Annotated in this window: 22 protein-coding genes; 11 read left to right on the plus strand and 11 right to left on the minus strand. The window is 64.2% G+C overall.

Annotation, left to right across the window (positions count from 1 at the left end; all coding sequences use genetic code 11):
• Positions 1-45: 45 nt before the first annotated feature.
• From RHPLAN_RS07015 to RHPLAN_RS07025, 3 genes are all read right to left on the minus strand, one after another.
• Positions 46-366 (minus strand): DMT family transporter, encoded by a 321-nt coding sequence (locus RHPLAN_RS07015; protein ID WP_068015238.1) that lies wholly within the window; start codon positions 364-366, stop codon positions 46-48.
• 105 nt (positions 367-471) lie between these two features.
• On the minus strand, positions 472-1,788 hold the full coding sequence (locus RHPLAN_RS07020) for an HlyD family type I secretion periplasmic adaptor subunit (protein ID WP_237180070.1): 1,317 nt from the start codon (positions 1,786-1,788) through the stop codon (positions 472-474).
• A gap of 5 nt (positions 1,789-1,793) precedes the next feature.
• On the minus strand, positions 1,794-3,491 hold the full coding sequence (locus RHPLAN_RS07025; RefSeq protein WP_068030736.1) for a type I secretion system permease/ATPase: 1,698 nt from the start codon (positions 3,489-3,491) through the stop codon (positions 1,794-1,796).
• Positions 3,492-4,286: 795 nt separating this feature from the next.
• Between RHPLAN_RS07025 and RHPLAN_RS07030 the strand changes: the two genes are divergently transcribed.
• The 10 genes from RHPLAN_RS07030 to RHPLAN_RS07075 all read left to right on the plus strand — a co-directional run bounded on the left by RHPLAN_RS07030 (position 4,287) and on the right by RHPLAN_RS07075 (position 15,886).
• Complete coding sequence (locus tag RHPLAN_RS07030) at positions 4,287-5,294, plus strand: Bug family tripartite tricarboxylate transporter substrate binding protein (protein WP_068030740.1); 1,008 nt, start codon at positions 4,287-4,289, stop codon at positions 5,292-5,294.
• A 96-nt stretch (positions 5,295-5,390) separates the two neighbouring features.
• Positions 5,391-5,885 (plus strand): tripartite tricarboxylate transporter TctB family protein, encoded by a 495-nt coding sequence (locus RHPLAN_RS07035; protein ID WP_068015245.1) that lies wholly within the window; start codon positions 5,391-5,393, stop codon positions 5,883-5,885.
• Between the two features lie 36 nt (positions 5,886-5,921).
• Positions 5,922-7,430 (plus strand): tripartite tricarboxylate transporter permease, encoded by a 1,509-nt coding sequence (locus RHPLAN_RS07040; RefSeq protein ID WP_068015248.1) that lies wholly within the window; start codon positions 5,922-5,924, stop codon positions 7,428-7,430.
• 91 nt (positions 7,431-7,521) lie between these two features.
• Positions 7,522-8,280 carry a GntR family transcriptional regulator gene (locus tag RHPLAN_RS07045; RefSeq protein ID WP_084246456.1) on the plus strand — a complete coding sequence of 253 codons (759 nt, stop codon included), beginning with the start codon at positions 7,522-7,524 and terminating at the stop codon, positions 8,278-8,280.
• 26 nt (positions 8,281-8,306) lie between these two features.
• Positions 8,307-10,040, plus strand: a complete 1,734-nt coding sequence (gene oxc, locus RHPLAN_RS07050; RefSeq protein ID WP_068015251.1) for an oxalyl-CoA decarboxylase — start codon at positions 8,307-8,309, stop codon at positions 10,038-10,040.
• Between the two features lie 149 nt (positions 10,041-10,189).
• Positions 10,190-11,635: a formyl-CoA transferase gene (frc, locus tag RHPLAN_RS07055; protein ID WP_084244463.1), complete on the plus strand. Its 1,446-nt coding sequence runs from the start codon at positions 10,190-10,192 to the stop codon at positions 11,633-11,635.
• Between the two features lie 155 nt (positions 11,636-11,790).
• A complete protein-coding gene (locus tag RHPLAN_RS07060) occupies positions 11,791-12,720 on the plus strand; it encodes a methionyl-tRNA formyltransferase (RefSeq protein ID WP_068015254.1) in 930 nt (309 codons plus the stop codon).
• A gap of 84 nt (positions 12,721-12,804) precedes the next feature.
• Positions 12,805-14,502: a formate--tetrahydrofolate ligase gene (locus tag RHPLAN_RS07065; RefSeq protein ID WP_068015255.1), complete on the plus strand. Its 1,698-nt coding sequence runs from the start codon at positions 12,805-12,807 to the stop codon at positions 14,500-14,502.
• 271 nt (positions 14,503-14,773) lie between these two features.
• Positions 14,774-15,460 carry a glutathione S-transferase family protein gene (locus tag RHPLAN_RS07070; protein WP_068015258.1) on the plus strand — a complete coding sequence of 229 codons (687 nt, stop codon included), beginning with the start codon at positions 14,774-14,776 and terminating at the stop codon, positions 15,458-15,460.
• A gap of 57 nt (positions 15,461-15,517) precedes the next feature.
• Complete coding sequence (locus RHPLAN_RS07075; RefSeq protein ID WP_157100117.1) at positions 15,518-15,886, plus strand: hypothetical protein; 369 nt, start codon at positions 15,518-15,520, stop codon at positions 15,884-15,886.
• Between the two features lie 47 nt (positions 15,887-15,933).
• On the opposite strand, the gene RHPLAN_RS07080 is transcribed toward RHPLAN_RS07075, so the two are convergent.
• Together RHPLAN_RS07080 and RHPLAN_RS07085 are read right to left on the minus strand one after the other, a co-directional pair.
• Positions 15,934-16,614 carry a hydrolase gene (locus RHPLAN_RS07080; RefSeq protein ID WP_068015265.1) on the minus strand — a complete coding sequence of 227 codons (681 nt, stop codon included), beginning with the start codon at positions 16,612-16,614 and terminating at the stop codon, positions 15,934-15,936.
• Positions 16,615-16,693: 79 nt separating this feature from the next.
• Positions 16,694-17,398 carry a pirin family protein gene (locus RHPLAN_RS07085; RefSeq protein ID WP_068015268.1) on the minus strand — a complete coding sequence of 235 codons (705 nt, stop codon included), beginning with the start codon at positions 17,396-17,398 and terminating at the stop codon, positions 16,694-16,696.
• A 140-nt stretch (positions 17,399-17,538) separates the two neighbouring features.
• On the opposite strand from RHPLAN_RS07085, the gene RHPLAN_RS07090 reads away from it, so the two are divergent.
• Positions 17,539-18,444, plus strand: coding sequence for a LysR family transcriptional regulator (locus RHPLAN_RS07090; protein WP_068015270.1), 906 nt, complete (start codon positions 17,539-17,541; stop codon positions 18,442-18,444).
• Positions 18,445-18,449: 5 nt separating this feature from the next.
• Here RHPLAN_RS07090 and bla read toward each other — a convergent pair whose 3' ends face one another.
• The 6 genes from bla to RHPLAN_RS07120 form a co-directional block, all read right to left on the minus strand.
• Positions 18,450-19,340, minus strand: coding sequence for a class A beta-lactamase (gene bla / locus RHPLAN_RS07095; RefSeq protein ID WP_068015274.1), 891 nt, complete (start codon positions 19,338-19,340; stop codon positions 18,450-18,452).
• A gap of 105 nt (positions 19,341-19,445) precedes the next feature.
• A complete protein-coding gene (locus tag RHPLAN_RS07100) occupies positions 19,446-20,435 on the minus strand; it encodes a tripartite tricarboxylate transporter substrate-binding protein (protein ID WP_068015276.1) in 990 nt (329 codons plus the stop codon).
• Positions 20,436-20,596: 161 nt separating this feature from the next.
• Positions 20,597-21,601 carry a Gfo/Idh/MocA family protein gene (locus tag RHPLAN_RS39105; protein WP_157100118.1) on the minus strand — a complete coding sequence of 335 codons (1,005 nt, stop codon included), beginning with the start codon at positions 21,599-21,601 and terminating at the stop codon, positions 20,597-20,599.
• Positions 21,602-21,606: 5 nt separating this feature from the next.
• Positions 21,607-22,047: a GlcG/HbpS family heme-binding protein gene (locus RHPLAN_RS07110; RefSeq protein ID WP_084244465.1), complete on the minus strand. Its 441-nt coding sequence runs from the start codon at positions 22,045-22,047 to the stop codon at positions 21,607-21,609.
• Positions 22,048-22,188: 141 nt separating this feature from the next.
• Positions 22,189-22,455, minus strand: coding sequence for a PsiF family protein (locus RHPLAN_RS07115; protein WP_068030752.1), 267 nt, complete (start codon positions 22,453-22,455; stop codon positions 22,189-22,191).
• 23 nt (positions 22,456-22,478) lie between these two features.
• Positions 22,479-24,134, minus strand: a complete 1,656-nt coding sequence (locus RHPLAN_RS07120; RefSeq protein WP_068015282.1) for an OFA family MFS transporter — start codon at positions 24,132-24,134, stop codon at positions 22,479-22,481.
• Positions 24,135-24,325 lie beyond the last annotated feature (191 nt).

Below are 24,325 nucleotides of genomic sequence, written 5' to 3' on the forward strand. Positions count from 1 at the left end.
TGACTTTGCAGCCGAAAATCGGCCGTTTAACGCTTCCCGGCAGGCTTAAGTCGAGCTCACCAGACGGAGGCCTACGGTTCCGGCCACGATCAGGACGATACAGGCGATCCGGCTGGGATCAGCCGACTCGCCGTACATCGCCATGCCGATGACTGCGGCGCCCACGGCGCCGATGCCGGTCCAGACCGCATAGGCGGTGCCGAATGGAACCGATTTCAATGACAGGCCCAGCATCGCGAAGCTTGCGGCAATCGAAACGAGCGTCAGGACGCTCGGCCAGAAGCGGGTGAAGCCTTCCGAGTACTTGAGCCCCAAAATCCAGGCGATTTCGAGCGATCCGGCCGCGAGCAGGAAAAGCCAAGCCATGGTCCGCGATCCAGCCTGTGTTTCACAGGCCGGCCCTTAGACCGAGTCGATGTCAGTGAGATGAATCAGGCGGCGGTTCGCGGTGCGAGGCAACTGGAAAGCGCTCTACCGCTCGCGGAACGCGCGTGCCGCCTGGTCGTGCAGCGGCTTCACGAAATACGACAGCACGGTCCGGTCGTAGGTCTTGGCGAACATCTCGACCGGCATGCCGGGCACGAGCTTCGCGTTGCCGAGCTTCGCGCGCTCTTCCTTCGGAAGCGCCACGCGCACCGTGTAGTAATTCTGGCCGGTGCGCTGGTCCGACGTGATGTCGGCCGAGATGCGGTCGATGGTTCCGTTGATCTCCGGCGTGGTGCGTTGATTGAACGCGCTGAAGCGCAATCCCGCCAGCTGGCCGATGTGGAGCTGATCGATCTCCTGGGGCGGCACCTTGGCCTCGACCGCGAGGTCGTCGGCTTGCGGCACGATCTGCATGATCACGTCGCCCGCGCTGATCACGCCGCCCACGGTGTGCACCGAAAGCTGCAACACGTAGCCGTCCTGCGGCGCACGGATGTCGATGCGCTTGAGCTGGTCTTCGGCGGCGATCTTGCGTTCGGTGTATTCGCCGATCTTCGACTCGACGTCGCGCAGCTCCTTCGCCACCTCGCTGCTCAAATCCTGATCGACCTGGATGATCTGCAAGTCGGTCTCGAGAACCTTGCCGCGCGCGGCCGCCGATGCCGAGATCGACTGGGCGCGCTCGCCCTTCAATCGCGTCTCCTCGCGCTCGAGCGCGGTCAGCCGGGTGAGCTGAACCAGCTTCTTGTCCCAAAGATCCCGCACGCCATCGAGCTCGCGCTGGATGAGCTTGATCTCCTCCGACTTGGCGTCCTGGAGTGCGAGATGGCCGTTGATTTCCTCTTCGAGCTGGCCGATCCGCTTTTGCAGCTGCGATTTCTGTCCGGCCCGGGCGTTGCGGCGCAGATCGAACAGCTTGCGCTCGCTGTCGAGCGCGTCCGCCACGTCGGGTTCGTTGATGCGCGCCGTCAGATCGTCGGGAAACTTCAGCATCTCGCTGCCATCGCGCTCGGCGAGCAGCCGCGCCTTCCGCGCCCGCATGTCGTCGATACCCTTGGCGACGATCGCGAGATTGGCCCGCGTGGTGGTGTCGTCGAGCCGCACCACGACGTCGCCGCCGTGCACCAGCATGCCTTCGTGGACATTCAATTCCGCGACGATGCCGCCGGTCGGATGCTGCACCTTCTTGACGTTGGAGTTGACCACGAGCGTGCCGGAGGCCACCACGGCGCCGGCAAGCTCGGTGGACGCGGCCCAGCCGCCGAGACCCGCGGTCAGCAGCAGCGCAATGATGGTCCCGCCGAGCAGATGGCGGCGGATCGACGGCTTCTCGCCGATGGAGTCGAGGTTTGCTTCGGTCATTGTCGTCATCCGCCTTGCGCCATCTTGAGCGGCGCCGGAACGGCAGCCTGCTCGCGCCGCAACACCTTGGACAGCACGTCATCTTTGGGGCCGAACGCCTGTTGGGTGCCGCGCGCCATCACCAGAACCAGATCGACCGCGGCGAGCGCGCTCGGCCGGTGAGCGATCACGATGACGATGCCGCCGCGCGCCCGCACGCCAAGGATCGCCTTGGTCAGCGCCTCCTCGCCTTCGCTGTCGAGATTGGAGTTCGGCTCGTCGAGCACCACCAGGAACGGGTCGCCGTAAAGCGCGCGCGCCAGCGCCACGCGCTGCTGCTGGCCGGCCGACAGGTTGGTGCCCTGCTCGCCGATTGGGGTTTCGTAGCCGGACGGCAAGCCAACGATCATGTCGTGCACGCCGGCCGCTTTCGCGGCAGCCACGATGGCCTCCGGAGATGCATCCGGATCGAAGCGGGCGATATTCTCGGCGATGGAACCCTCAATCAGCTCGACGCCTTGCGGCAGGTAACCGATGTGCTGGCCGAGCGCGCCTGCGGACCATTGGTCGAGCGACGCGCCGTCAAGGCGGACGGCGCCGCGCATCGGACGCCACACGCCGACCAGCGCGCGCGCCATCGAGGACTTGCCGGACGCGCTTGGCCCGATGACACCGAGCGCATTGCCGGCGCGGAGCGTGAAGGACACCTCCTGCACCGAAGTTTTCTGAGCGCCGGGTGGCGCCACCATCAGAGTTTCGACGGTCAGCGCCTGGGTCGGCGCCGGAAGCTGCAGCTTCTTCGGCTGCGGCGGGAGGTTCTTGAGCAACTGCTCCAGCCGGCGCCAGCTTTGGCGGGCGTTGACGAAGCCTTTCCAGTTGGCGATCGACAGATCGACCGGTGCGAGCGCGCGGCCGGTCAGGATCGAGCTCGCGATGATGATGCCGGCCGTCGCCTCGCCCTGGATCACCAGATAAGCGCCCATGGCGAGCACGCCCGATTGCAGCATCATGCGCAGCACGCGGCCGGTGGCGCCGAAGCCGCCGGAAACGTCGTTGGCGCGGCGCTGCAGCGACAGATATTGACCGGTCGAGGTCCGCCAGCGCGCCAGCAGCCGATCCGAGATGCCCATGGCGACCAGCACTTCGGCATTCCGCCGGCCGGTCTCGGCCAGCCGGTTGCGTTGCGCGCCCTGCTGCGCGGCGCCCTTGATCGCGTTACGCGACAGCACGTCGGTCGCGACCGTCAGGCAGATCAGGATGATCGCGCCGATCAGTGCCGTGACGCCGATCATGGTGTGGAATGCGAAGCAGATGAAGAGATAGAACGGAACCCAGGGCATATCGAACAGCGCCGTGGGGCCGGTGCTGGAGAGAAATGAGCGCACCGCTTCGATATCGCGGATCGGCTGCGCTTCGGTGGGCTTCGCGCGCAGCGGCAGCTGGACGATCAGATCGAAGATCCGCGGGCTCAGCACATAATCCAGATGATTGCCGACCCGGACCAGGAGGCGGCCGCGCGTGATCTCGAGCAGTGCCTGGAACCCGAACAGCGCCGATGCCAGCACGATGAGGCCCACGAGCGTTGGAACGCTGCGGCTCGGCAGCACCCGGTCGTACACTTCGAGCATGAACAGCGAGCCCGTCAGCATCAGGATGTTGATCAGGCCGCTGAAGGCTGCGACGCCGATGAAGGCACTGCGACAGGCGCTGAGCGCCTGGCGCAGTTCCGATTTCGGTGTGCCGCCGGGTTGAGAGGTCGGTGCCGGAGTTCCAACTCCGTCCCGAAACGGCTGAAGCAAGAGCCTGACCTGTTCCCAGAATTCGATTGGCAGCGTGCGTGTTGGATCAGGAGCGGCGGGAGTTCGGTCGTTTTGTTGTTTGGTTTTTGCAGACCACACGGGACGCACGTTCTTCCTGCTCATCCGTCATGCCGACGGAATTGTTAAAGGCGATGGGTTGTGGGGCGCGATGCACGGACAATCGCCGCGCGTCTCTCTTCAATACTTCCGCTCTCTTAATAGTCCGTACTTCAGGTGCAAATCATTCGTACGAACGCAGCGGTTTTTGCTTAGGTCTTGTGACGCTCGTGTGATGCTTTGGCGGTTGTCGGTTTTCCGAACTTTCGAGCCGGCCGGTGGGGCTGCGACAAAAAGCGGTAGGCGCGACATCCACGACGGTGGCTCGCGCAAAAGCTCGTCGCTGCGGAGCAAACATTTCCAACGCAGCGACGTGATTTAGAATTTGCAATGGCCAGAGGTGATTGGCGGCCAGGCTGCGAAATCGCGTCAATCTTTGTGTTGCGATGCAGCGGGCAATTCCACGGTGGGCGACCCTCAGGTCTTCCCCTTAGGTCGAACTCCCCGAGTTCCATTATTTAGTATACCAGTTTGTAATCCGATGCTTAACGGGAGGATGGGAAATATCCCGCACCCGGGCTGAAAGGCTCTGCAACGGTGTTGAGCGGTCTGGGGCAAGGCTCAACGCAGCCAATGACGCCGAACTTAAAAAAGGGAATGGCCATGTTGCAGTTACTCAGAATGGGCTTTCTCGCCGCCACGGCGATAACTTTCGCATCAGCTGCCTCCATCGCACAGGCGGCCTGGGAACCCAGCCGTCCTGTCGAGATCGTCGTGCCCGCGGGACCGGGCGGCGGCGCCGATCAGATGGCGCGGGTGGTGCAGGGCATCGTCACCAAGCACAACCTGATGAAGCAGTCGCTCATCGTCGTGAACAAAGCGGGCGGTGCCGGCGGCGAAGGCTTCCTCGACGTGAAGAGCGCGCGCGGCAACCCGCACAAGCTGATCATCACGCTGTCGAACCTGTTCACCACGCCGCTCGCCACCGGCATTCCCTTCAACTGGAAGGATCTCACGCCGGTCGCGATGCTGGCGCTCGACGAGTTCGTGCTCTGGGTCAACGCCGACAAGCCCTACAAGACCGCGAAGGAGTACATCGAGGCGATCAAGGCCGCGCCTCCCGGTCAGTTCAAGATGGGCGGCACGGGCTCCAAGCAGGAAGACCAGATCATCACCGTCGCGGTCGAGAAGGCGACCGGCGTCAAGTTCACCTATATCCCGTACAAGGGCGGCGGCGAGGTCGCGGTGCAGCTCGTCGGCGGCCATGTCGACTCCACGGTGAACAATCCGATCGAAGCCGTCGCGCAATGGAAGGCCGGCAAGTTGCGGCCGCTCTGCGTGTTCGATGCCAAGACGCTCGACTACAAGGAGAAGGTCGCGGGCGACGTGGGCTGGGACAGCATCCCGACCTGCAAGTCGGCCGGCATCGATATGGAATATCTGATGCTGCGCGGCTTCTTCATGCCGCCCGGCGCCACGCCGGATCAGATCGCCTACTATGTGGAGCTGTTCAAGAAGGTCCGCGAGACGCCCGAGTGGCAGGACCTGATGAAGAGCGGCGCGTTCAACCAGACCTTCATGACCGGCGCCGATTTCAGCAAATGGGTCGGCACCGAGGAGCAGCGTCACCAGACGCTGATGAAGGACGCGGGCTTCCTCGCCTCCAACTAGCACTCGAGACCGTCATCGGCGGGCTGTGCAGTCCGCCGATGACGCAGCACGGGCGATGGCCAGGAAACGCGTAAGGAACCTTCCAAGGAACCTTCCATGAGCGATGTATCTGACGCCGGCCCGTTCCAGCGACGCGTCGAAATCGGCGTGGCGATCGGCACGGCGCTGTTCGGTGTCGTGGTGATGCTCGGCAGCATGCAGGTCGGCATCAACTGGGGCGTCGAAGGGCCGAAGGCGGGCTTCTTCCCGTTCTATGTCGGGCTGGTGATCGTCATCGCGAGCGGCATCAATTGCATTCGCGCGTTTTCCGAAGTCCGGCCGGACTGGGTGTTCGCGAGCTGGTCGCAGCTGCGCGCGGTGCTTTCGGTCGTCATCCCGACCGCGATCTATGTCGGAACGCTGCCGTATCTCGGCATCTACCTCACCTCGATGGTCCTGATCGGGGGCTTCATGAAATGGCTCGGACGCTACTCGTGGCTCATGACGCTCGCGATCGCGATCGGCGTGCCGGTCCTGACCTATTTCACCTTCGAGAAATGGTTCCTGGTCCCGCTGCCCAAGGGGCCGATCGAGGATTGGCTCGGGCTGTGATCGCAACGAAAGAACAACGGACGCCGGGGCGCCGACATGCTTGAAGATATCGCCAGTCTGTTTCACGGCTTCGCTGTCGTGCTCCAGCCCTACAATCTCGGCTTGATGGTTCTGGGCATCGTGCTCGGCGTCGTCATCGGCGTGCTGCCGGGACTCGGCGGCGCCAACGGCATCGCTATCCTGCTGCCGCTCACCTTCAGTATGTCGCCGACCTCGGCGATCATCATGCTGTCCTGCATCTACTGGGGCGCGCTGTTCGGCGGCGCCATCACCTCAGTTCTGTTCAACATTCCCGGCGAGCCGTGGTCGGTTGCCACCACGTTCGACGGCCATCCGATGGCGCAGAAGGGCCAGGCCGGCGAGGCGCTGACCGCGGCCTTCACGTCGTCGTTCGTCGGCGCGCTGTTCGCCGTCATTGTCATCACGCTGGTCGCGCCATTGGTTGCGTCGTTCGCCCTGCAATTCGGTCCGGCCGAGAAGTTCGCGGTGTTCTTCCTGGCGTTCTGCAGCTTCATCGGCATGGGCAAGGAGCCGCCGTTCAAGACGCTGGTTTCGATGATGATCGGTTTTGCGCTCGCGGCGGTCGGCCTCGACAGCGTCACGGGTCAGCTTCGCCTGACCTTCGGCTTCACCGAAATCCTCAATGGCTTCGACTTCCTGATCGCGGTGATCGGCCTGTTCGGCATCGGCGAAATCCTTCTGACCATGGAGGAGGGGCTGTCGTTCAAGGGCAAGGCCGCCGGCATCAACCCCAAAGTCGTGTGGCAGACCTGGAAGGAACTGCCTCAGTACTGGATGACATCGCTGCGTTCCTGCGTGATCGGCTGCTGGATGGGCATCTCGCCGGCCGGAGCGACGCCCGCATCGTTCATGAGCTACGGCATCGCCAAGCGCGTCTCGCCGCGCGGCGCGAACTTCGGCAAAGGCGAGATCGAAGGCGTGGTGGCGCCGGAAACCGCGGCGCACGCCGCAGGCACTTCGGCGCTGTTGCCGATGCTGTCGCTCGGCGTGCCGGGCTCGCCGACCGCGGCCGTGCTGCTCGGCGGTCTCCTGATCTGGGGTCTGCAGCCCGGGCCGCTGCTGTTCGTCGAGCAGCGCGACTTCGTCTGGGGCCTGATCGCCTCGATGTATCTCGGCAATCTCGTGGGCCTGATCATCGTTCTGACCATGGTTCCGCTGTTTGCCGCGATCTTACGCATTCCGTTCAGCATCATCGCGCCGATCATCCTGGTGATCTGTGCGATCGGTGCCTACACGGTGCACAATTCGACCTTCGACGTGGTGATGATGCTGGTGTTCGGCATCGTCGGCTATGTTCTGAAGAAGACCGACTATCCGTTGGCGCCCATGGTGCTCGCCATCGTGCTCGGCGATAAAGCCGAGGAGGCGTTCCGCCAGTCCCTGCTCGCCTCGCAGGGCAAGCTCGGAGTGTTCTGGTCCAATCCGCTGGTTTCCAGCATCATGGCGCTGAGCCTGATCGCGCTGTTCTGGCCGATCATCCAGAACGGCCTGGCCTGGATGAGGCGGGCCCCCAAGGCCGCCTAGGGCCGGGGCAATGAAAGAGCCCACATTTCAAGGCTGTTGAACCGGTCCAATCCGTGGAATATTGTATGCCAGCAACAGTGACGATCGCACGATGAACGACAACGACACATCGCGCCGGTCCATCGAGGCCCATTCGGCCGAAGCTGGTGGACGGGGAGGAGAGACGGCAGCCCGATTGGCCATCGAGCCGATCGACACCTCCTTCAGCTTCAAGAACAAGGCCTATGTGGCGCTGAAGAACGTCATCATGTCGATGGACGTCTACAAGAGCCGGCAGGACATCCGGCTTGACGAGCGGCAGCTCGCCCAGGACTTCGGCATCAGCCGCACGCCGGTGCGCGAGGCGATGGCGCAGCTCGAGCGCGAGGGATTCGTCCGTTCGGTGCCGCGGCGCGGCGTCTACGTGGTGCGCAAGACCAAGCGCGAAGTGATCGAGATGATCACCGCGTGGGCGGCGCTCGAAGGCATGGCCGCGCGTCTCATCACGCAGACCGCGACCGACGAGCAGATCGCCTCGCTGCGCACCTGGTTTGCGACCTTCGAGAACGGCGAGCTGCGCGCGCATCTCGATGAATATTCCGAAGCCAACATCGAATTCCACCAGACCATCATCCGGTTGAGCGGCAACGGCGTGCTGCTGTCTCTGGCCGAGAATCTGTTCACCCACATGCGGATGATCCGGCGGAAGACGATCGGCGAGAAGGACCGCGTCGAGCGCTCGATCCGCGATCACATGAACATCATCGAGGCGCTGGAAGCACGCGACACCGAGCGCGTCGCGAATCTGGTGCGCGATCATGCGCTCGGCCTCGCCGAGCATGTCGAGAAAACAGCCGACTATCTGGACTGATTGAAAAGAGTTGAGGGAGATTGCTCATGGCGGATGCAGCAGTGAAAGAGAAGCCGGCAGCGGCCGAGGGGGAGCGTGAGCTGACCGACGGCTTCAACCTGCTGATCGAGGCGTTGAAGCTCAATGGCCTGAACACGATCTACGGTGTGCCAGGCATTCCGATCACCGACTTCGGCCGCATGGCGCAGGCCGCGGGCATCCGTGTGCTGTCGTTCCGTCATGAGCAGAACGCCGGCTATGCGGCGTCGATCGCGGGCTTCCTCACCAAGAAGCCGGGCGTCTGCCTCACCGTGTCGGCGCCGGGCTTCCTCAACGGCCTCACGGCGCTCGCACACGCCACCACCAACTGCTTCCCGATGATCCTGATGTCGGGCTCTTCGGAGCGCGAGATCGTCGACCTGCAGCAGGGCGACTACGAGGAGATGGACCAGCTCGCGATCGCCAAGCCCCTCTGCAAGGCGGCCTATCGCGTGCTGCACGCCCAGGACATCGGCATCGGGCTGGCGCGCGCGATCCGCGCCGCGGTGTCGGGGCGTCCGGGCGGCGTCTACCTCGATCTGCCGGCCAAGCTGTTCGGCCAAGTCATGGACGCCGAGAAGGGCAAGCAGTCGCTGGTCAAGGTCATCGACGCCGCGCCGGTGCAAATCCCGTCGTCGGATTCGATCAAGCGCGCGCTCGATGTGCTCAAGAGCGCCAAGCGTCCGCTGATCATCCTCGGCAAGGGTGCGGCCTACGCGCAGGCCGACGACGCGATCCGTTCCTTCGTCGAAAAGACCGGCGCGCCGTTCCTGCCGATGAGCATGGGCAAGGGCCTCCTGCCGGACACGCATCCGCAATGCGCCGGCGCGGCACGCTCGACCGTGCTGAAGGATTCCGACGTCGTGATGCTGATCGGCGCGCGGCTCAACTGGCTGCTGTCGCACGGCAAGGGCAAGGCCTGGGGCGAAGCGCCGAAGAAGTTCATCCAGGTCGACATCGAGCCCAAGGAAATGGATTCGAACGTCGAGATCGTGGCCCCGGTGGTGGGCGACATCGGCTCCTGCGTCGGTGCGATGCTCCACGCCATGGGCGCATGGCCCGCGCCGCCGGCCGACTGGGTCAAGACCGTGACGTCGAAGCGCGACGAGAACGTCGCCAAGATGGCGCCGCGGCTCATGAACAACAACGTGCCGATGGACTATCACGGCGCTTTGGGCGTCCTCCGCGACATCGTCAAGGCGCGGCCTGACGCGATCCTCGTCAACGAAGGCGCCAACACGCTCGACCTCGCCCGCGGCATCATCGATGTCTACAAGCCGCGCAAGCGCATCGACGTCGGCACCTGGGGCATCATGGGCATCGGCATGGGCTACGCCATTGCCGCCGCCATCGAGACCGGCAAGCCTGTGCTCTGCGTCGAGGGCGACAGCGCGTTCGGCTTTTCCGGCATGGAGGTGGAGACGATCTGCCGCTACAAGCTGCCGGTCTGCATCGTCATCTTCAACAATGACGGCATCTACCGCGGCACCGACGTCAACAACGCCAGCTCCGATCCGGCGACCACCGTGTTCGTCAAGGGCTCGCGCTACGACAAGATGATCGAGGCCTTTGGCGGCACCGGGGTCAACGCCACCTCGCCGGACGAACTCCGCCGCGCCGTCAACGAAGCGATGGACAGTGGCAAACCCACTCTGATCAACGCCGTGATCGATCCGAAGGCCGGCAGCGAGAGCGGCCGTATCGGCAACCTCAACCCGCAAAGTGCGCTGAAGAAGAAGTAACGAGGCCGGTAAGGTGGGCAAAGGCGCGAAGCGCCGTGCCCACCACAAAGTCGCAAACCATGAACCACAGCTTGAAGAAATAGGCATCCATTTCGCGGGCATGGCGCCTTCGGCGCCTTAGCCCACCCTACGAGATCGAGGAGAATGCAATGGCAGTCCGGAAGTCCGTGAAGAAATCGAAAACCAAGGCGAAAGCCAAGTCCAAGGCGGCATCGAAGAAGGTCGTGAAGCTGGCGAAGAAGCCTGCGGCGAAGGCCAAAGCAAAGCCGGGTTCGAACGGGCTGCCGAAGCCGTCGTCGAAGCCCTTCGGTCAGGCCGGCAAGGCGCTCGACGGTGTCAAGATTCTCGACTTCACTCATGTGCAGTCGGGCCCGACCTGCACGCAGCTCCTCGCCTACATGGGCGCGGATGTCATCAAGGTGGAACGCCCCGGCGTGGGCGACATCACCCGCACCCAGCTTCGCGATGTGAAGGGCCAGGACAGCCTCTATTTCACGATGCTGAACGCCAACAAGCGCTCGATCACCATCGACAGCAAGCACGCCAAGGGCAAGGAAATCCTCGAGCGCCTGATCAAGCACTGCGACGTGCTGGTCGAGAACTTCGCGCCCGGCGCGCTCGACCGCATGGGGCTCACCTGGGACTACATCCACAAGACAAACCCGCAGATGATCGTCGCCTCGGTGAAGGGCTTCGGCCCGGGCCCGTACGAGGACTGCAAGGTCTACGAGAACATCGCGCAATGCGCGGGCGGCGCGGCCTCGACCACCGGTTTCCGTGAAGGCCCGCCGCTCGTCACCGGCGCGCAGATCGGCGACAGCGGCACCGGCCTGCATCTTGCCTGGGGCATCGTTTGCGCGCTCTACCAGCGCACCCGCACCGGCCGCGGCCAGAAGGTTCTGGCGTCGATGCAGGATGGCGTGCTCAACCTCGCGCGCGTCAAGCTGCGCGACCAGCAGCGTCTCGCGCACGGTCCGCTCACCGAGTACAGCCAGTACGGCGAAGGCATTGCCTTCGGCCAGGCGACGCCGCGCGCCGGCAACGACTCCGGTGGCGGCCAGCCCGGTTGGATCCTGAAGTGCAAAGGCTGGGAGACCGATCCCGATGCCTACATCTACTTCATCACCCAGGCGCCGGTGTGGGGTCCGATCTGCGATCTGATCGGCCGGCCGGAGTGGAAGACCGATCCGGAATACGCCACGCCGCCGGCGCGGCTGCCGAAGTTGAAGGCGATCTTCAACACCATCGAAGAGTGGACGATGACCATGACCAAGTTCGAGGTCATGGAGAAGTGCAACGCCGTCGACATTCCGGTTGGCCCGATCCTGTCCATGAAGGAGATCGGCGAGGAGCAGTCGCTGCGCGACACCGGCACGGTGGTCGAGGTCGATCATCCAGGCCGCGGCAAGTATCTCACCGTGGGCAATCCGGTGAAGTTCTCCGACTCGATCACCGAGGTGAAGCGCTCGCCGCTGCTGGGTGAGCACACCGAGGAGATCCTCACCAAGGTGCTTGGCTATTCGGCGAAGGAGCTCGCTGAGATCAAGACCTCCGGCGCGATCACCGCGCCGGAGAAGCCGGCCAAGGCGGCGTAAACCGGTCTTGTGTCCCGGACGCGGCGCGGCATGAAATGCCGCGCCACCGATCCCGGACGCCGGTTCGCAAAAGAAAACTTAAGTCCCGTTTCTGCGGCGCATCACTTCGTGCTGTGCCGCGCGCGGGACACGAAAGTAGAGCGAGGGGATAGTCCATGCGTATCGTCGTTCACGGCCAGCAGGCGTTCGGCAAGGCCGTGCTGGAAGCGCTGCTCAAGCGCGGTGAGAATGTCGTCGGTGTCTATGTCGCGCCGGAAAAACCCGGCGCCAAGGCCGACCCGCTGAAGGAAGCGGCGCTCGCCGCCAACCTCCCGGTGTTCCAGCCGGACTCCTACAAGAAGCCCGAGGTCTGGGAGCAGTTCAAATCGCTGAAGCCCGACCTCCAGGTGATGGCCTTCGTCACGCTGTTCGTGCCGGAGGAATTCCTCAACATCCCGACCCACGGCTCGATTCAGTATCACCCGTCGCTGCTGCCGGCTTATCGCGGCGCAAGCGCGATCAACTGGCCGATCATCAAGGGCGAGAAGGAAACCGGGCTGTCGATCTTCTGGCCGGACAACGGCCTCGATACCGGCGACGTGCTGATCCAGAAGAAGACGCCGATCAGCGACACCGACACGCTCGGCACGGTCTACTTCGACCGCCTGTTCCCGATGGGCGTTGACGCCATGCTGGAGTCGGTCGATCTCGTCAAAGCCGGCAAGGCGCCGCGCATCAAGCAGGACGAGTCGAAGGCGACCTACGAAGGCCGCTGTGGCGCCGACAACGGCAGGATCGACTGGGGCAAGCCCTGGGAGCAGATCGACCGGCTCATCCGCGGCTGCAATCCCGCGCCGGGCGCCTGGACCACGCTCGACGGCAAGCAGCTCAAGGTGTTCGACGCCAAGCCTCTGCCGGCGAAGGACCCCAAGGGCATCGCCGGCAAGACCGGTGAGATCGTTGCGGTGGACGCCGACGGCTTCACCGTGGCCTGCGCCGATGGGCGCTTCAAGGTGACCCGCGTGCAGCCCGCCGACGGCAAGAAGATCGAAGCCGGCGAATGGGCGAAGTCGGCCAACCTCGCCGTCAAAGCCAGATTCTCGTGAACCTCCGTCGTCACGGCCGGCGCCGGGCCGGCTGTGACGAAACTCTCCCTTCCGTTTTTCTCACTCATTGATGGATCGCGCCCCATGCCTGCCTCGCAGCATCAGTCTCCGAAATCCGACATTGAAATCGCCCAGGCTTCCAAGCCTCGCCGCATCCTCGACGTGGCGAAGGACAAGCTCGGCATCGCGCCCGAGAATCTCGAACCCTATGGCCACCACAAGGCCAAGGTCTCGATGGACTACATCAAGACCCTGAAGGACAAGAAGAACGGCAAGTTGGTCCTGGTCACGGCGATCAGCCCGACGCCCGCCGGCGAGGGCAAGACCACGACCACCGTGGGCCTCACCGATGCGCTGAACTTCATTGGCAAGAAGGCGATGTGCGCGCTGCGTGAGCCGTCGCTCGGCCCGTGCTTCGGCGTGAAAGGCGGCGCGGCCGGCGGCGGCTATGCCCAGGTGATCCCGATGGAGGACATCAACCTCCACTTCACCGGCGACTTCCACGCCATCACGTCGGCGCACAATCTGCTCTCGGCGCTGATCGACAATCACATCTATTGGGGCAACGCGCTCGGCATCGACTCGCGCCGCGTCACCTGGCGGCGTGTCATGGACATGAACGACCGCGCGCTGCGCGAGATCGTCTGCTCGCTGGGCGGCGTCGCCAACGGCTATCCGCGCGAGGCGGGCTTCGACATCACGGTGGCGTCGGAGGTCATGGCGATCTTCTGTCTCGCCACCGATCTCGAAGATCTGAAGCGGCGGCTCGGCGACGTCATCGTCGGCTACACCCGCGACCGCAAGCCGGTGCGCGCCAAGGAGCTGAACGCCAATGGCGCGATGACTGCGCTGCTCAAGGACGCGATCGCACCGAACCTGGTGCAGACGCTGGAAGGCACGCCCGCGTTCATCCACGGCGGTCCGTTCGCCAACATCGCCCACGGCTGCAACTCGGTGTCGGCGACCACCGCGGCGTTGAAGCTCGCCGATTATGTGGTGACGGAAGCCGGCTTCGGCGCCGACCTCGGCGCGGAGAAGTTCCTGGACATCAAATGCCGCAAGGCCGGCCTCAAGCCCGACTGCGTCGTCATCGTCGCGACCATCCGCGCGCTGAAGATGCACGGCGGGGTCAAGAAGGAAGACCTGAAAAAGGAGGACCTGAAGGCGCTCGAAGCCGGCATGTCGAACCTCCAGCAGCACATCGAGAACGTCAAGAAGTTCGGTATGCCGGCGGTGGTCTCGATCAATCGCTTCTCCGCCGACACCGACGCCGAAATCGCGCTGGTCAAGGAGAAGTGCAAGGCGCTCGGCGTCGAGGCGCTGATGGCCGATCATTGGGCGATGGGCGGCGAGGGCGCGGCCGATGTCGCCAAGGCCGTCGTGAAGATCTGCGACGAGGGCAAGGCCAACCTGAAGTATCTCTACCCCGACGAGATGCCGCTGTTCGAGAAGATCCGCACCATCTGCAAGGAGATCTACCGCGCCGACGACGCCACCGCCGACAAGTCGGTGAAGGACCAGCTCAAGACTTGGGAGGAGATGGGCTTCGCCAAGCTGCCGGTCTGCATCGCCAAGACGCAGTATTCGTTCTCGACCAATCCGGACGCCAAGGGCGCGCCCAGAGGGTTCTCGATCCCGGTGCGCGAGGTGCGGCTCTCGGCCGGCGCCGAGTTCATCGTGGCGATCTGCGGAGAGATCATGACCATGCCGGGCCTGCCCAAGGTGCCGTCGGCCGACAGCATCAACGTCAACGAGCAGGGCAAGATCGTCGGGTTGTTCTAGTTTCGAGCCACAACGGGGTGCCCTTCACCCTCCCCTGGAGGGGGAGGGTCGCTCGCGAAGCGAGCGGGGTGGGGTGAGCTTCTAGAAGTTCACCCCACCCCGTCCAGCATCTCGCTTCGCTCGATGCTTGCCGACCCTCCCCCTCCAGGGGAGGGTGATCGAACAAGCTGCATCACCTTCAGCACATAACACGCTTGCGTGAGCGCGCTGCACGCGCCACATCGCTTCGGTTAAGCTCCGCCCCGCTTCCTGCAAGAAGGGATACCAAACCATGCTCAAGTTCTACTATTCCGCCGCGCCGAACCCGACCAAGGTCGCGCTGTTCCTCGAAGAGGCCGGACTGCCTTACGAGGCGGTCCCGGTCGACACCCGCAAGGGCGATCAGCACAAGCCGGAATTCCTCGCCATCAATCCGAATGCCAAGGTTCCGGCGATCGTCGACGGCGACGCGGTGGTGTTCGATTCCAGCGCCATCCTGATCTATCTCGCCGAGAAGACCGGCAAGTTCATTCCAGCCAAGACCGACAAGGCTCGTGGCGAACTGTTGTCCTGGATGTTCTTCGTGTCGTCCGGCGTCGGGCCTTATTCGGGCCAGTCGGTGCACTTCCGCAATTACGCGCCGGAGAAGATTCCCTACGCCATCAACCGCTACGCCTTCGAGGCGCAGCGCCACTTCGGCATTCTCGATGCGCGGCTCGCGAAGCAGAAGTACATGCTGGGCGACACCTACACCATCGTCGACATGAACGTCTGGGGCTGGGCGCGCCTCATTCCGAATGTGCTGGGCGAGGGCGGCTGGGCCAAATTCCCGAATCTCAAGCGCGTGGTCGACGAGATCACCGCGCGGCCCGCGGCGCAGAAGGCTATGACGCTCAAGGATCGGCACCAGTTCAAGACCGAGTTCGACGAGGTCGCCAAGAAGGCGATGTTCGGCCATCTGTCCCAGCAGGTTGCCTGACATCAAACTGCCCGGCGTTCGCCTCATTCTTCGTGATCAAGTCAGGAAGCCCCGCTTTTGGCGGGGCTTCGCTTTGGGGGAAGCATGATACCGAAGAGCCTGTCATTCCACGATGCCGTCATCGCCGGCATCGAGCGCGAGGGGACGAGTTATGCCCTTCATGTGGAGGATGTCGCCGTCGACGACGGCGAGGATGTCATCAACGGCACGCTGGTCCTTGACGACGTGCGCCGGGTCGTCATCGATGGCAACGCCGCCGCTGAGCTCGTCATGTCCGGTGACGACGGCGAAATTCTCGAGCTCGAAGAGCGGCCCGGTCCGGTGCTCCGCGTCGTTGTTGTCTGGACGAAGTACGAGTCGCACGACGAAACGCAGAATCTGTATCTGATCGAATGCCAATCCGTGCGGTGGGAGGCGGACGAGTAGCGAGGCGATGAGGCGCCCACGGGGCGCCTCATCTGTTGTGAGCCCGCTCACTTCGCCGGATTGGGTCCAATCCGTTCGCCGTGCTTCACGCGCTCCGGTGCCTTGTGCACCAGCGTGTAGGCGTAGTCGACGCCGATGCCGTAGGCGCCGGAATGCTCCTGCACCAGGCCGATGACGGCATCGTAAGTCTTCTTACGCGCCCAGTCGCGCTGCCATTCGAGCAGCACCTGCTGCCAGGTCACCGGGATCACGCCGGCCTGCACCATGCGGTCCATCGCATATTTGTGCGCGTCGGATGACGTGCCGCCGGAGGCGTCGGCCACCATGTAGATCTCGTATTGCGCATCCTTGATCGCGGAGAGCGCGAACATCAGGTTGCAGACCTCGGTCCACAGTCCCGACACCACGATCTTCTTCCGTCCGGTCGCGGCCAGCGCATCGCGGACGTTCTGATCGTCCCAGGAGTTCATCGAAGTGCGCTCGAGAATCTTGTGGGTCGGATAGACCGCGAGCAGCTCGGGATAAGTATGGCCGGAGAAGCTTTCGGTCTCCACGGTGGTGATCGTCGCCGGCACGTTGAAGATCTTGGCGGCCTTGGCGAGCGCCACCACGTTGTTCTTCAGCGTCTGGCGGTCGATGGACTGCACGCCGAAGGCCATCTGCGGCTGCTGATCGATGAACAGGACCTGGCTGTTGTCGGGCGTCAGAAGGTCGGTGAAGTTGGGCATGGTCGGTCTCCTTGGGGTTGACGTGGGTTCAAGTCGCAAAAAAAAGCTGGCGGCCTTGCGGGCCGCCAGTCGACCGCGGTCAGGCGGCCATGTCGAACAGCAGAATCTCGGCATCGTCCGAGGTGCCGGTCAGCTTGATCGCGTCACCGGCATCGAGCGCCACGCCGTCGCCCGGGCGAAGCTCCTCGCCGTTGAGCGTCGCGGTGCCCTGCGCCACCTGCACCCAGCCGATGCGGCCGTCGGCAAGCTTGTGGGTGACGGTGCCGCCGTCGCCCGGAAGGGTGGCGTAGAGATCGACGTCGCGGTGGATCGTCACCGAGCCGTCGCGGCCGTCGCGCGAGCCGACCAGCTTCAGCTTGCCGCGCTTGCTCTCGGCGTCGAAGGTCTTCTGCTCGTAGCCTGGCGCAAGGCCGTCCTTTTCCGGAATGATCCAGATCTGCAGGAAGTGCACGGGCTCACTGTCCGATGCATTGAACTCGCTGTGGCGGATACCGGTGCCGGCCGACATGCGTTGCACGTCGCCCGGCCGGATCACCGAGCCGGTGCCGATGCTGTCGCGGTGCGCCAGCCCGCCTTCCAGCACGTAGGAGATGATCTCCATGTCGCTGTGCGGATGGGTGGGAAAGCCCGCGCCCGCCGCCACGCGATCGTCGTTGATCACGCGCAGCGGACCCACGCCCATGTGTTCCGGGTCGAAGTAGTGGCCGAATGAGAAGGTGTGGCGGCTGTCGAGCCAGCCGAGATCGGCGCGTCCGCGCTCTTCGGCTTTGCGGTGGTTCAGCATGATTGATCTCCCGATTTGTGGGCCGTGATGGTGGCCCCGTCGTCGGTTTGAAACGTAGGTCGTTGATTGAATAACGACAATTCTGTATGTATGGAACATTCTGGTTCCAAAATGGATACAATATAGCCACATCGGGAAACATGGACAAACTCGACGCCATGAGCGCCTTCGCCCGCGTGGTCGCCGCCGGCAGCTACGCCGAGGCCGCGCGCCGGATGGGACTGACGCGGTCGGCGGTGAGCAAGGCGGTCACCGAACTCGAGCAGCTTCTTGGCGTGCGGCTTCTCGATCGCACCACGCGCCGCGTCACGCCGACCGAGGCGGGCCGCGTCTATTACGAGCGCGTCACAGGAATCCTCTCGGACGTCGAGAGCACCGAGAGCGCGGTGTCGCGGCTGCATGACGAGCCGAAGGGACAGCTCAAGATCAATGCGCCGATGTCGTTCGGGACGCTTTATCTCGGCCCCGCCATCGCCGAGTTCATGGTGGCCTATGCGGATTTGCGCGTCGAGCTCATTCTCAACGACCGCTTCATCGATCCGATCGAGGAGGGTGTCGACATCACGGTGCGCATCGCCGCATTGCCGGACTCAAGCCTGATCGCGCGAAAGCTCGCGCCGGCGCGGCGTGTGCTCGCGGCCTCGCCCGCTTACTTGAAGGCACACGGCGTGCCGAAGGCGCCGGGCGATCTCGTCCATCACCGGGCTTTGAGCTTCGGCCACTCTCAGGCGGCACAGCGCTTCGAGTTGACGCAGAACGGTGAGACGCTGTCGGTGCCGGTCACGTCGTGCCTGTGTTCGAACAACGGCGACGTGCTGCGCGCCGCGGCGCTGAACGGCAACGGCATCGTGCTGCTGCCGACGTTCCTGATCGGCCCGGATATCGCGGCCAAGAAGCTCGCCGTGGTGCTGCCGGACTTCGAGCCGACCGGGCTCGGCATCTATGCGGTCTACGCACCGAACCGCTATCTCGCGGCCAAGACCCGCGTGTTCATCGATTTCCTGGCCGAGCGGTTTGGGCCGCAGCCGGTGTGGGACCGGTTTTAGTCCTGTCAGCTCCGCTTGCCGCTCGACACAATCGCACGGCCGACAGCGGCAAGAGTCGCGTTGCGGTTTTCCGCCGATGCCTGCGTGCCGGTGAGATAGATGGTCACCACGATCGGCGCGCCGCCGTCCGGCGGCCACAGCACGCCGATATCGTTCGTGGTGCCGCGCTCGCCCGAGCCGGTCTTGTCGCCGGTGCGCCAGCCGGCCGGCAGTCCGGCGCGGACCCGCGTGTCGCCGGTCTTGTTGGCCAGAAGCCATTTGGTGAGCTGGTCCTTCGAGCCTGCCGACAGCGCGTCGCCGAGCACGAGCTTCTGCACGTTGCCGAGCATCGAAAGCGGCGTCGTGGTATCGCGTGGGTCGCTGGGCAGGGCCTCGTTCAGCTCGGTCTCGAAACGATCGAGCCGGGTCATGGAATCGCCGAGCGTGCGCGCGAAATCCGTGATGCCTTTCGGCCCGCTGAGGCTCTTGAGAATGAGATTGCCGGCGGTGTTGTCGCTCACCGTCATCGCGGCTTCGCAGATCTCGGCGAGCGTCATGCCGTCGCCGCCGACGTGCTTCTCGGTGATGGGCGAATTGGCCACGATGTCCTTGGCCGAAAACACGATGCGGCGCTCGAGCTTCTCCTGGCCGCCGTCGACGCGCTTGAGCACCGCGGCCGCGCCGAGCAGCTTGAACGTGCTGCACATCGGGAAGCGCTCGTCGCCGCGATGATCGACGCGTGCGCCGGAGCCCGTGTCCAGCACCGCGACGCCAAGCCTGCCGCCGCTTTCAAGCTCGATGCGGGTCAGTTCTGCCTTGAGCGTATCCGGCAGGCCGGCCTGCGCGCGGTTCGCCCCCAACAGCCCAAAGCCCGCCAGCGCGGCTGCGCCGGCGATCACATCCCGTCGTGTGGTCATGGTTTCCCCGTCGTGCGCCGCGGCTTCGCGGCGCGCGTATGTGCGACAACAACCTTGGCGGAAGTGTGAGGCGGCGGGCGGTGCGATCGTGGCGGATGTCGAAAGCTATTTCGGCGGTTCGGCGGTGGCCTTCAGGATCGGTTCCCAGCGTTCGATTTCGCTTTTGACATAGGCATCGAACGCGGCCGGGTTGCGCTCGGCCTTGCCGGGGATCGAGCCGCCGAGTGCGTTGATCTTCATCCGCACACCCGGATCGTCCAGCGCCTTGTCGAGCGCGTCCGCGAGCTTCGTCACGACCGGCGCCGGCAGCCCCTTGGGTCCGAAGATGCCGGCCCAGATGCTCATGACGTAGCTCACGCCCATCTCGGTGGCGGTGGGGAGTTCCGGCAGCGAGGCGAGCCGCTCGGCGGCCGCCACCGCGTAGGCTTTGACGGTGCCGGACTTGATCTGTTCGATCACGCTGACCGACTGCTCGCAGAAGAAATCGACGTGTCCGCCGATCATATCGTTCATCGCGGGATTGCTGCCGCGGTAGGCCACAAGCGTGGGCTTGATGCCGGTCGCGGCGTTGAACAAAAGACACGCCATGTGCGACGACGAGCCGATGCCGCCATGGGCCTCCTTGAAGCCGTTGCCCTGCTCCTTGAGGTCGGCGACGAAATCGTGGAGATCCTTCGCAGGGAAATCCTTACGAGCCACGATGATCGGCGGCGAATGCGCGGTCGGTCCGATCGGCGTGAAGTCGAGCGGGTTGTAGCGGATGTTCGGCGTCAGCACCGGCGCGGCGACATGCGAGCCCATGCTGCCGGCGAGCAGCGTGTAGCCGTCGGCCGGTGCGGTCGCGACGCGGCCGCTGCCGATCACGCCGCCCGCGCCGCCGACATTCTCGATCACCATCGATTGGCCGAGCGTCCTTGCCATCTGGTCGGTGACGATGCGCGCGATGACATCGCTTGGGCCGCCGGCCGGGAACGGCACGATCACCGTGATGGAATGGCTGGGATAGTCCTGGGCCTGTGTGGTTGCCGGGAAAGCCAGCAAAGTGGCGAGTGCGCCGGCGGCCCAAATCACCGAGAATCCGAAACGGGACTTCATCGTCTCCTCCGCTTGTTCTCGATGACCCCCACCTCATTCCTCCCCCTTTCAGGGGGAGGAAGGTCGTGCGGCACGTTTCTCCCAAACCTTCATCGAGCGGGATTCGTGCCGCGATTGCTCCCTCCCCCTGAAAGGGGGAGGGTCGGGGTGGGGGTCATGTTTCAATCGTTCTTCAAAACCTCCGCCACCTCGACGCGCCGGCCTTCGCGTGCCGACAGGATGCCTGCGCGCACGACCGCCAATGACTCCGTCGCGTATTCGCCGCCGACCTCGGGCTTGGGTCCGCCGCGCACGGCCGCGGCAAACTCTTCCAGCTCTTCGACGAACGTGTCGTTCTTCGCGGTCGAGACCGGCGCGGGCTTGTCCTCGCCTCGTTTGAGCAGCCGCAGCCCGCCATGCATGTCGTAATAGGCGGTGGCGTCCTTGCCGTAGATGTTCATCAGGTAATATTCCGACGCGGAGGCGTAGCTCGCGTTCAGCGTCGACAGCGCGCCGCTCTCGTGTTCGAGAATGAGGCTCGCGACATCGGGGTTGTCACCGGGCAGCACGAGCTGCGCGAACTGCCCGCGCACAGCTTTGACCGGCCCCATCAGATAGGTCAGCACGTCGGTGTAGTGGATGCCGATCTGCAGCATCACACCGCCCGGCATGCCGGCGGCCTGATACCGCCACGAGCTGAGATCGATCTTGCCGAGCCGGTCGCGGCTGATATTGGCTTCGGCATTGACCAGCTTGCCGAACAAGCCGGCCTCGATCTGCTTCTTCACCCAGCGGAAATGGCTCTCGCGCCGGCGTTGATAGCCCATCCCCAGGATGACGCCGGCTTTGCGGCACACCTCGGTGATGGCGCGTCCTTCGGACACGCTGTTGGCGATTGGCTTGTCGAGGAACACATGCTTGCCGGCCGCGGCTGCAGCGCTGGTGGTCGCCAGATGCACGTCGTTTGGCGTGGTGTTGATGATCGCTTCGATCGAACGGTCGGCCAGCACGTCGTCATAACTCGCGATCGGCTTGCAGCCGTATTTCTTGGCAAACGCCAAGCGCTTGTCTTCGGAGCGCGTATGACAGGCGACGATCTCGATCTTGTCCGAGCGCTTCATGGCGTCGGCGAGCACATCCGACCACCAGCCCATTCCAATGCACGCGACGCGAACAGGAGTTGCCATTGCGGTCACTTCCAGCTCGCGCCGATAGATTCGACCGCGGCCTGGGCGATCCTCTGGTCGGTCTGCCAGTCGCCGCCGCTGACGCCGACGCCGCCGATGCACTCGCCATCGCTGAGGATCGGCACGCCGCCCTCCATGGCGGTCCAGCGCTCGGGGCCTGCCGCGAGTGCGAGCCCGATCGCATGTGTCACATCAAGGTCCTGGCCCACTGCGCCTTTGGCGGTGGTCGGCCGCTTGTTGGACGCCGCGCACACCGCCTTGGTGGTGCAGGAATGCAGCGTGTGAAACCGGCCGCCGTCCATCCGCTCCAGGATCACGACGTGTCCGCCGGCATCGACGATGCAGCACGCGATGGCGATGCCCGCCTTGCGGGCTTCGTCGACGGCAACGGCCATCATTTTCTTGGCGCCGTCGTGGGTCAGGCGCTTGGTGTCGGCAATGTACATGGCGTTCCCGGTTTTGAGAGACGCCCAAATTCTGCGTTATGCGGCACCGGCCATCAAGGCGGTGCGGGGGCTGGTCTTAAACGAAGGCGCCGCTCCCCGCGAAGGGAACGGCGCCAGCATGGCCGGCACACGGAAGCCCGGTCACGCCTTCTCCATGCACCCCGAGATGAAGAACCAGCGGTCGTCGCCGGTCAGGCCCTTCTTCTTCACCTCGGCGCGGCAGGCCTTGAGCTTCGGCCGGTTGGCCTTCCACTTCGCCCGCATCTCCTTGATCTTCTCGCGCGTCAGCGTGAGCCTGGATTTTTTCGGTTCGGGCGCGGGCGCAGCCGTCTGAGCCAGCGCCGGTACAGCGATGATCGTGGCCGACAGCAAGACTGCGGCCACTGTGGTGATCCTGGTTCGAAACATTTTGATCTTTCCCGGTTCGTCGATCAGAGAATGCGGATTGCGCTCTTGAGCGTGAGCCATATGCCCCAGCACAGCGGAATGCCGACAAAGGCCCAGAACAGCGCGGCCTGGGCGTCGAATCCGCCCTTGCCGATGCCGAACGAGCCCGACGGCGTGCCGGCCTGGTTCTGGGCGCTGGCGGCCTGCAGCTTCGCCACCTCGTCGGCGCTCATGTGCCACTTCGGGTCCACGGGTTTGACGAGATAGTTGCAGATCAGGCCTGCGACCAGCATGGCGCACAGCACATACATCGTCGAATTGTAGAGCTGGTCGCGCGGCACGCCAGCGGCGAGCTGAAATTCGCGCAGATAGTTCACCACCACCGGGCCGATGATTCCGGCAGTCGACCACGCGGTGAGCAACCGGCCGTGAATCGCGCCGACGAACTGCGTCCCGAACATGTCAGCGAGGTACGCTGGCACGGTGGCGAAGCCGCCGCCATACATCGACAGGATGATGCCGAAGGCGAGCACGAACAGCGCCTTGCTGCCGATCGAGGCGAAGAACGGCGCCGACGCGTAGAGCGCGATGCCGAGGATGAAGAACGTATAGTAGGTGTTCTTGCGCCCAATGTAGTCCGACAGCGACGCCCAGAAGAACCGGCCTGCGATGTTGAACAGCGACAGCAGGCCGGCGAAGCCCGCGGCGATCGCCGCGATCTGGGTGCGCTGCTCAGGTGTGAGGGCGTTGAACTTCACTCCAACCTGGCCAATCAGACTGCCGGCGAAAATCTCCTGCAGCATCGGCGAGGCCATACCGATCACGCCGATGCCGGCCGATACGTTCAGGCACAGCACCCACCAGATCAGCCAGAACTGTGGTGTCTTGTGCGCGTCCTTCAGGTGCACGTTGTACTGCGAGATCATCGCGTTCGATGCGGCCGGCGGCGTCCAGCCGTCCGGGCGCCAGCCTGCCGGCGGCAGCCGGTAGCGGAACGCACCGATCATCATGAAGCAGAAGTAGATCGCGGCCATCGCGACGAAGGTCTGCCAGACGCCGACTGAGGTGGACGTCTTGAAGGTGTTCATCAGAATGTCGGCGAGCGGTGCGCCGATCATAGCGCCGCCGCCGAAGCCCATGATCGCCATGCCGGTCGCCATGCCGCGCCGGTCGGGAAACCACTTCACCAGCGTCGACACCGGTGAGATGTAGCCGAGACCCAGCCCGATGCCGCCGATCACGCCGGCACCGAGCCACATCAGCCAGAGCTGGTGGGCGTAGACGCCGAGCGCCCCGAGCAGCAGCCCGCCGCACCAGCACAGCGCTGCGACGACACCCGCCTTGCGCGGGCCGACGCGCTCCAGCCAGCCGCCCCAGATCGCGGCCGCAATGCCGAGCAGCACGAAAAACAGTGTGAACATCCAGCCGAGGCTTGCGACGCGCCAGTCGCAGGAGGTGGTGAAGAGTTCCTGCCACAAGGTGATGTCGGGACATGCCTTGGTCTGCGTCAGGCCGATCGAGCGCGACAGCGGCAGCCAGAACACGCTGAAGCCATAGGCCATGCCGATGCACAGATGAATGCAGAGCGCGGCCGGGGGCACCAGCCAGCGGTTGAACCCGGCCTTGGCGATGATGCGCTCGCGGTCGAGCAGGCCGGTCGTGGTGCCCACACCGGGCATGGCTTGTCCTACGGCAGTCATGAGACGTCTCCCCGCTTTTGTTTGGTGTTCTTCGTGATAGAAAAACACCGGAGCGGGCTACCTTGAATCAAGGCAAAAATTTTATGTATCGATAGTTTTTTCCTATCAATATTTCACAGGCCAGAACACGGCTTCTCGCAAACATCGATAAAATAAGGGCGCGAGCGGAGTCGGGCCGCCGCCACAATCCA

This window comes from Rhodoplanes sp. Z2-YC6860 (assembly GCF_001579845.1).
Taxonomy (GTDB): Bacteria; Pseudomonadota; Alphaproteobacteria; order Rhizobiales; family Xanthobacteraceae; genus Z2-YC6860.

Bases quoted from the DNA above. Each gene is read 5' to 3' on its own strand.
- RHPLAN_RS07015 (WP_068015238.1), bottom strand. From the start codon at position 366: ATGGCTTGGCTTTTCCTGCTCGCGGCCGGATCGCTCGAAATCGCCTGG.
- RHPLAN_RS07020 (WP_237180070.1), bottom strand. From the start codon at position 1,788: ATGACCGAAGCAAACCTCGACTCCATCGGCGAGAAGCCGTCGATCCGC.
- RHPLAN_RS07030 (WP_068030740.1), top strand. From the start codon at position 4,287: ATGTTGCAGTTACTCAGAATGGGCTTTCTCGCCGCCACGGCGATAACT.
- RHPLAN_RS07035 (WP_068015245.1), top strand. From the start codon at position 5,391: ATGAGCGATGTATCTGACGCCGGCCCGTTCCAGCGACGCGTCGAAATC.
- RHPLAN_RS07040 (WP_068015248.1), top strand. From the start codon at position 5,922: ATGCTTGAAGATATCGCCAGTCTGTTTCACGGCTTCGCTGTCGTGCTC.
- RHPLAN_RS07045 (WP_084246456.1), top strand. From the start codon at position 7,522: ATGAACGACAACGACACATCGCGCCGGTCCATCGAGGCCCATTCGGCC.
- oxc (WP_068015251.1), top strand. From the start codon at position 8,307: ATGGCGGATGCAGCAGTGAAAGAGAAGCCGGCAGCGGCCGAGGGGGAG.
- frc (WP_084244463.1), top strand. From the start codon at position 10,190: ATGGCAGTCCGGAAGTCCGTGAAGAAATCGAAAACCAAGGCGAAAGCC.
- RHPLAN_RS07060 (WP_068015254.1), top strand. From the start codon at position 11,791: ATGCGTATCGTCGTTCACGGCCAGCAGGCGTTCGGCAAGGCCGTGCTG.
- RHPLAN_RS07065 (WP_068015255.1), top strand. From the start codon at position 12,805: ATGCCTGCCTCGCAGCATCAGTCTCCGAAATCCGACATTGAAATCGCC.
- RHPLAN_RS07070 (WP_068015258.1), top strand. From the start codon at position 14,774: ATGCTCAAGTTCTACTATTCCGCCGCGCCGAACCCGACCAAGGTCGCG.
- RHPLAN_RS07080 (WP_068015265.1), bottom strand. From the start codon at position 16,614: ATGCCCAACTTCACCGACCTTCTGACGCCCGACAACAGCCAGGTCCTG.
- RHPLAN_RS07085 (WP_068015268.1), bottom strand. From the start codon at position 17,398: ATGCTGAACCACCGCAAAGCCGAAGAGCGCGGACGCGCCGATCTCGGC.
- RHPLAN_RS07090 (WP_068015270.1), top strand. From the start codon at position 17,539: ATGGACAAACTCGACGCCATGAGCGCCTTCGCCCGCGTGGTCGCCGCC.
- bla (WP_068015274.1), bottom strand. From the start codon at position 19,340: ATGACCACACGACGGGATGTGATCGCCGGCGCAGCCGCGCTGGCGGGC.
- RHPLAN_RS07100 (WP_068015276.1), bottom strand. From the start codon at position 20,435: ATGAAGTCCCGTTTCGGATTCTCGGTGATTTGGGCCGCCGGCGCACTC.
- RHPLAN_RS39105 (WP_157100118.1), bottom strand. From the start codon at position 21,601: ATGGCAACTCCTGTTCGCGTCGCGTGCATTGGAATGGGCTGGTGGTCG.
- RHPLAN_RS07110 (WP_084244465.1), bottom strand. From the start codon at position 22,047: ATGTACATTGCCGACACCAAGCGCCTGACCCACGACGGCGCCAAGAAA.
- RHPLAN_RS07115 (WP_068030752.1), bottom strand. From the start codon at position 22,455: ATGTTTCGAACCAGGATCACCACAGTGGCCGCAGTCTTGCTGTCGGCC.
- RHPLAN_RS07120 (WP_068015282.1), bottom strand. From the start codon at position 24,134: ATGACTGCCGTAGGACAAGCCATGCCCGGTGTGGGCACCACGACCGGC.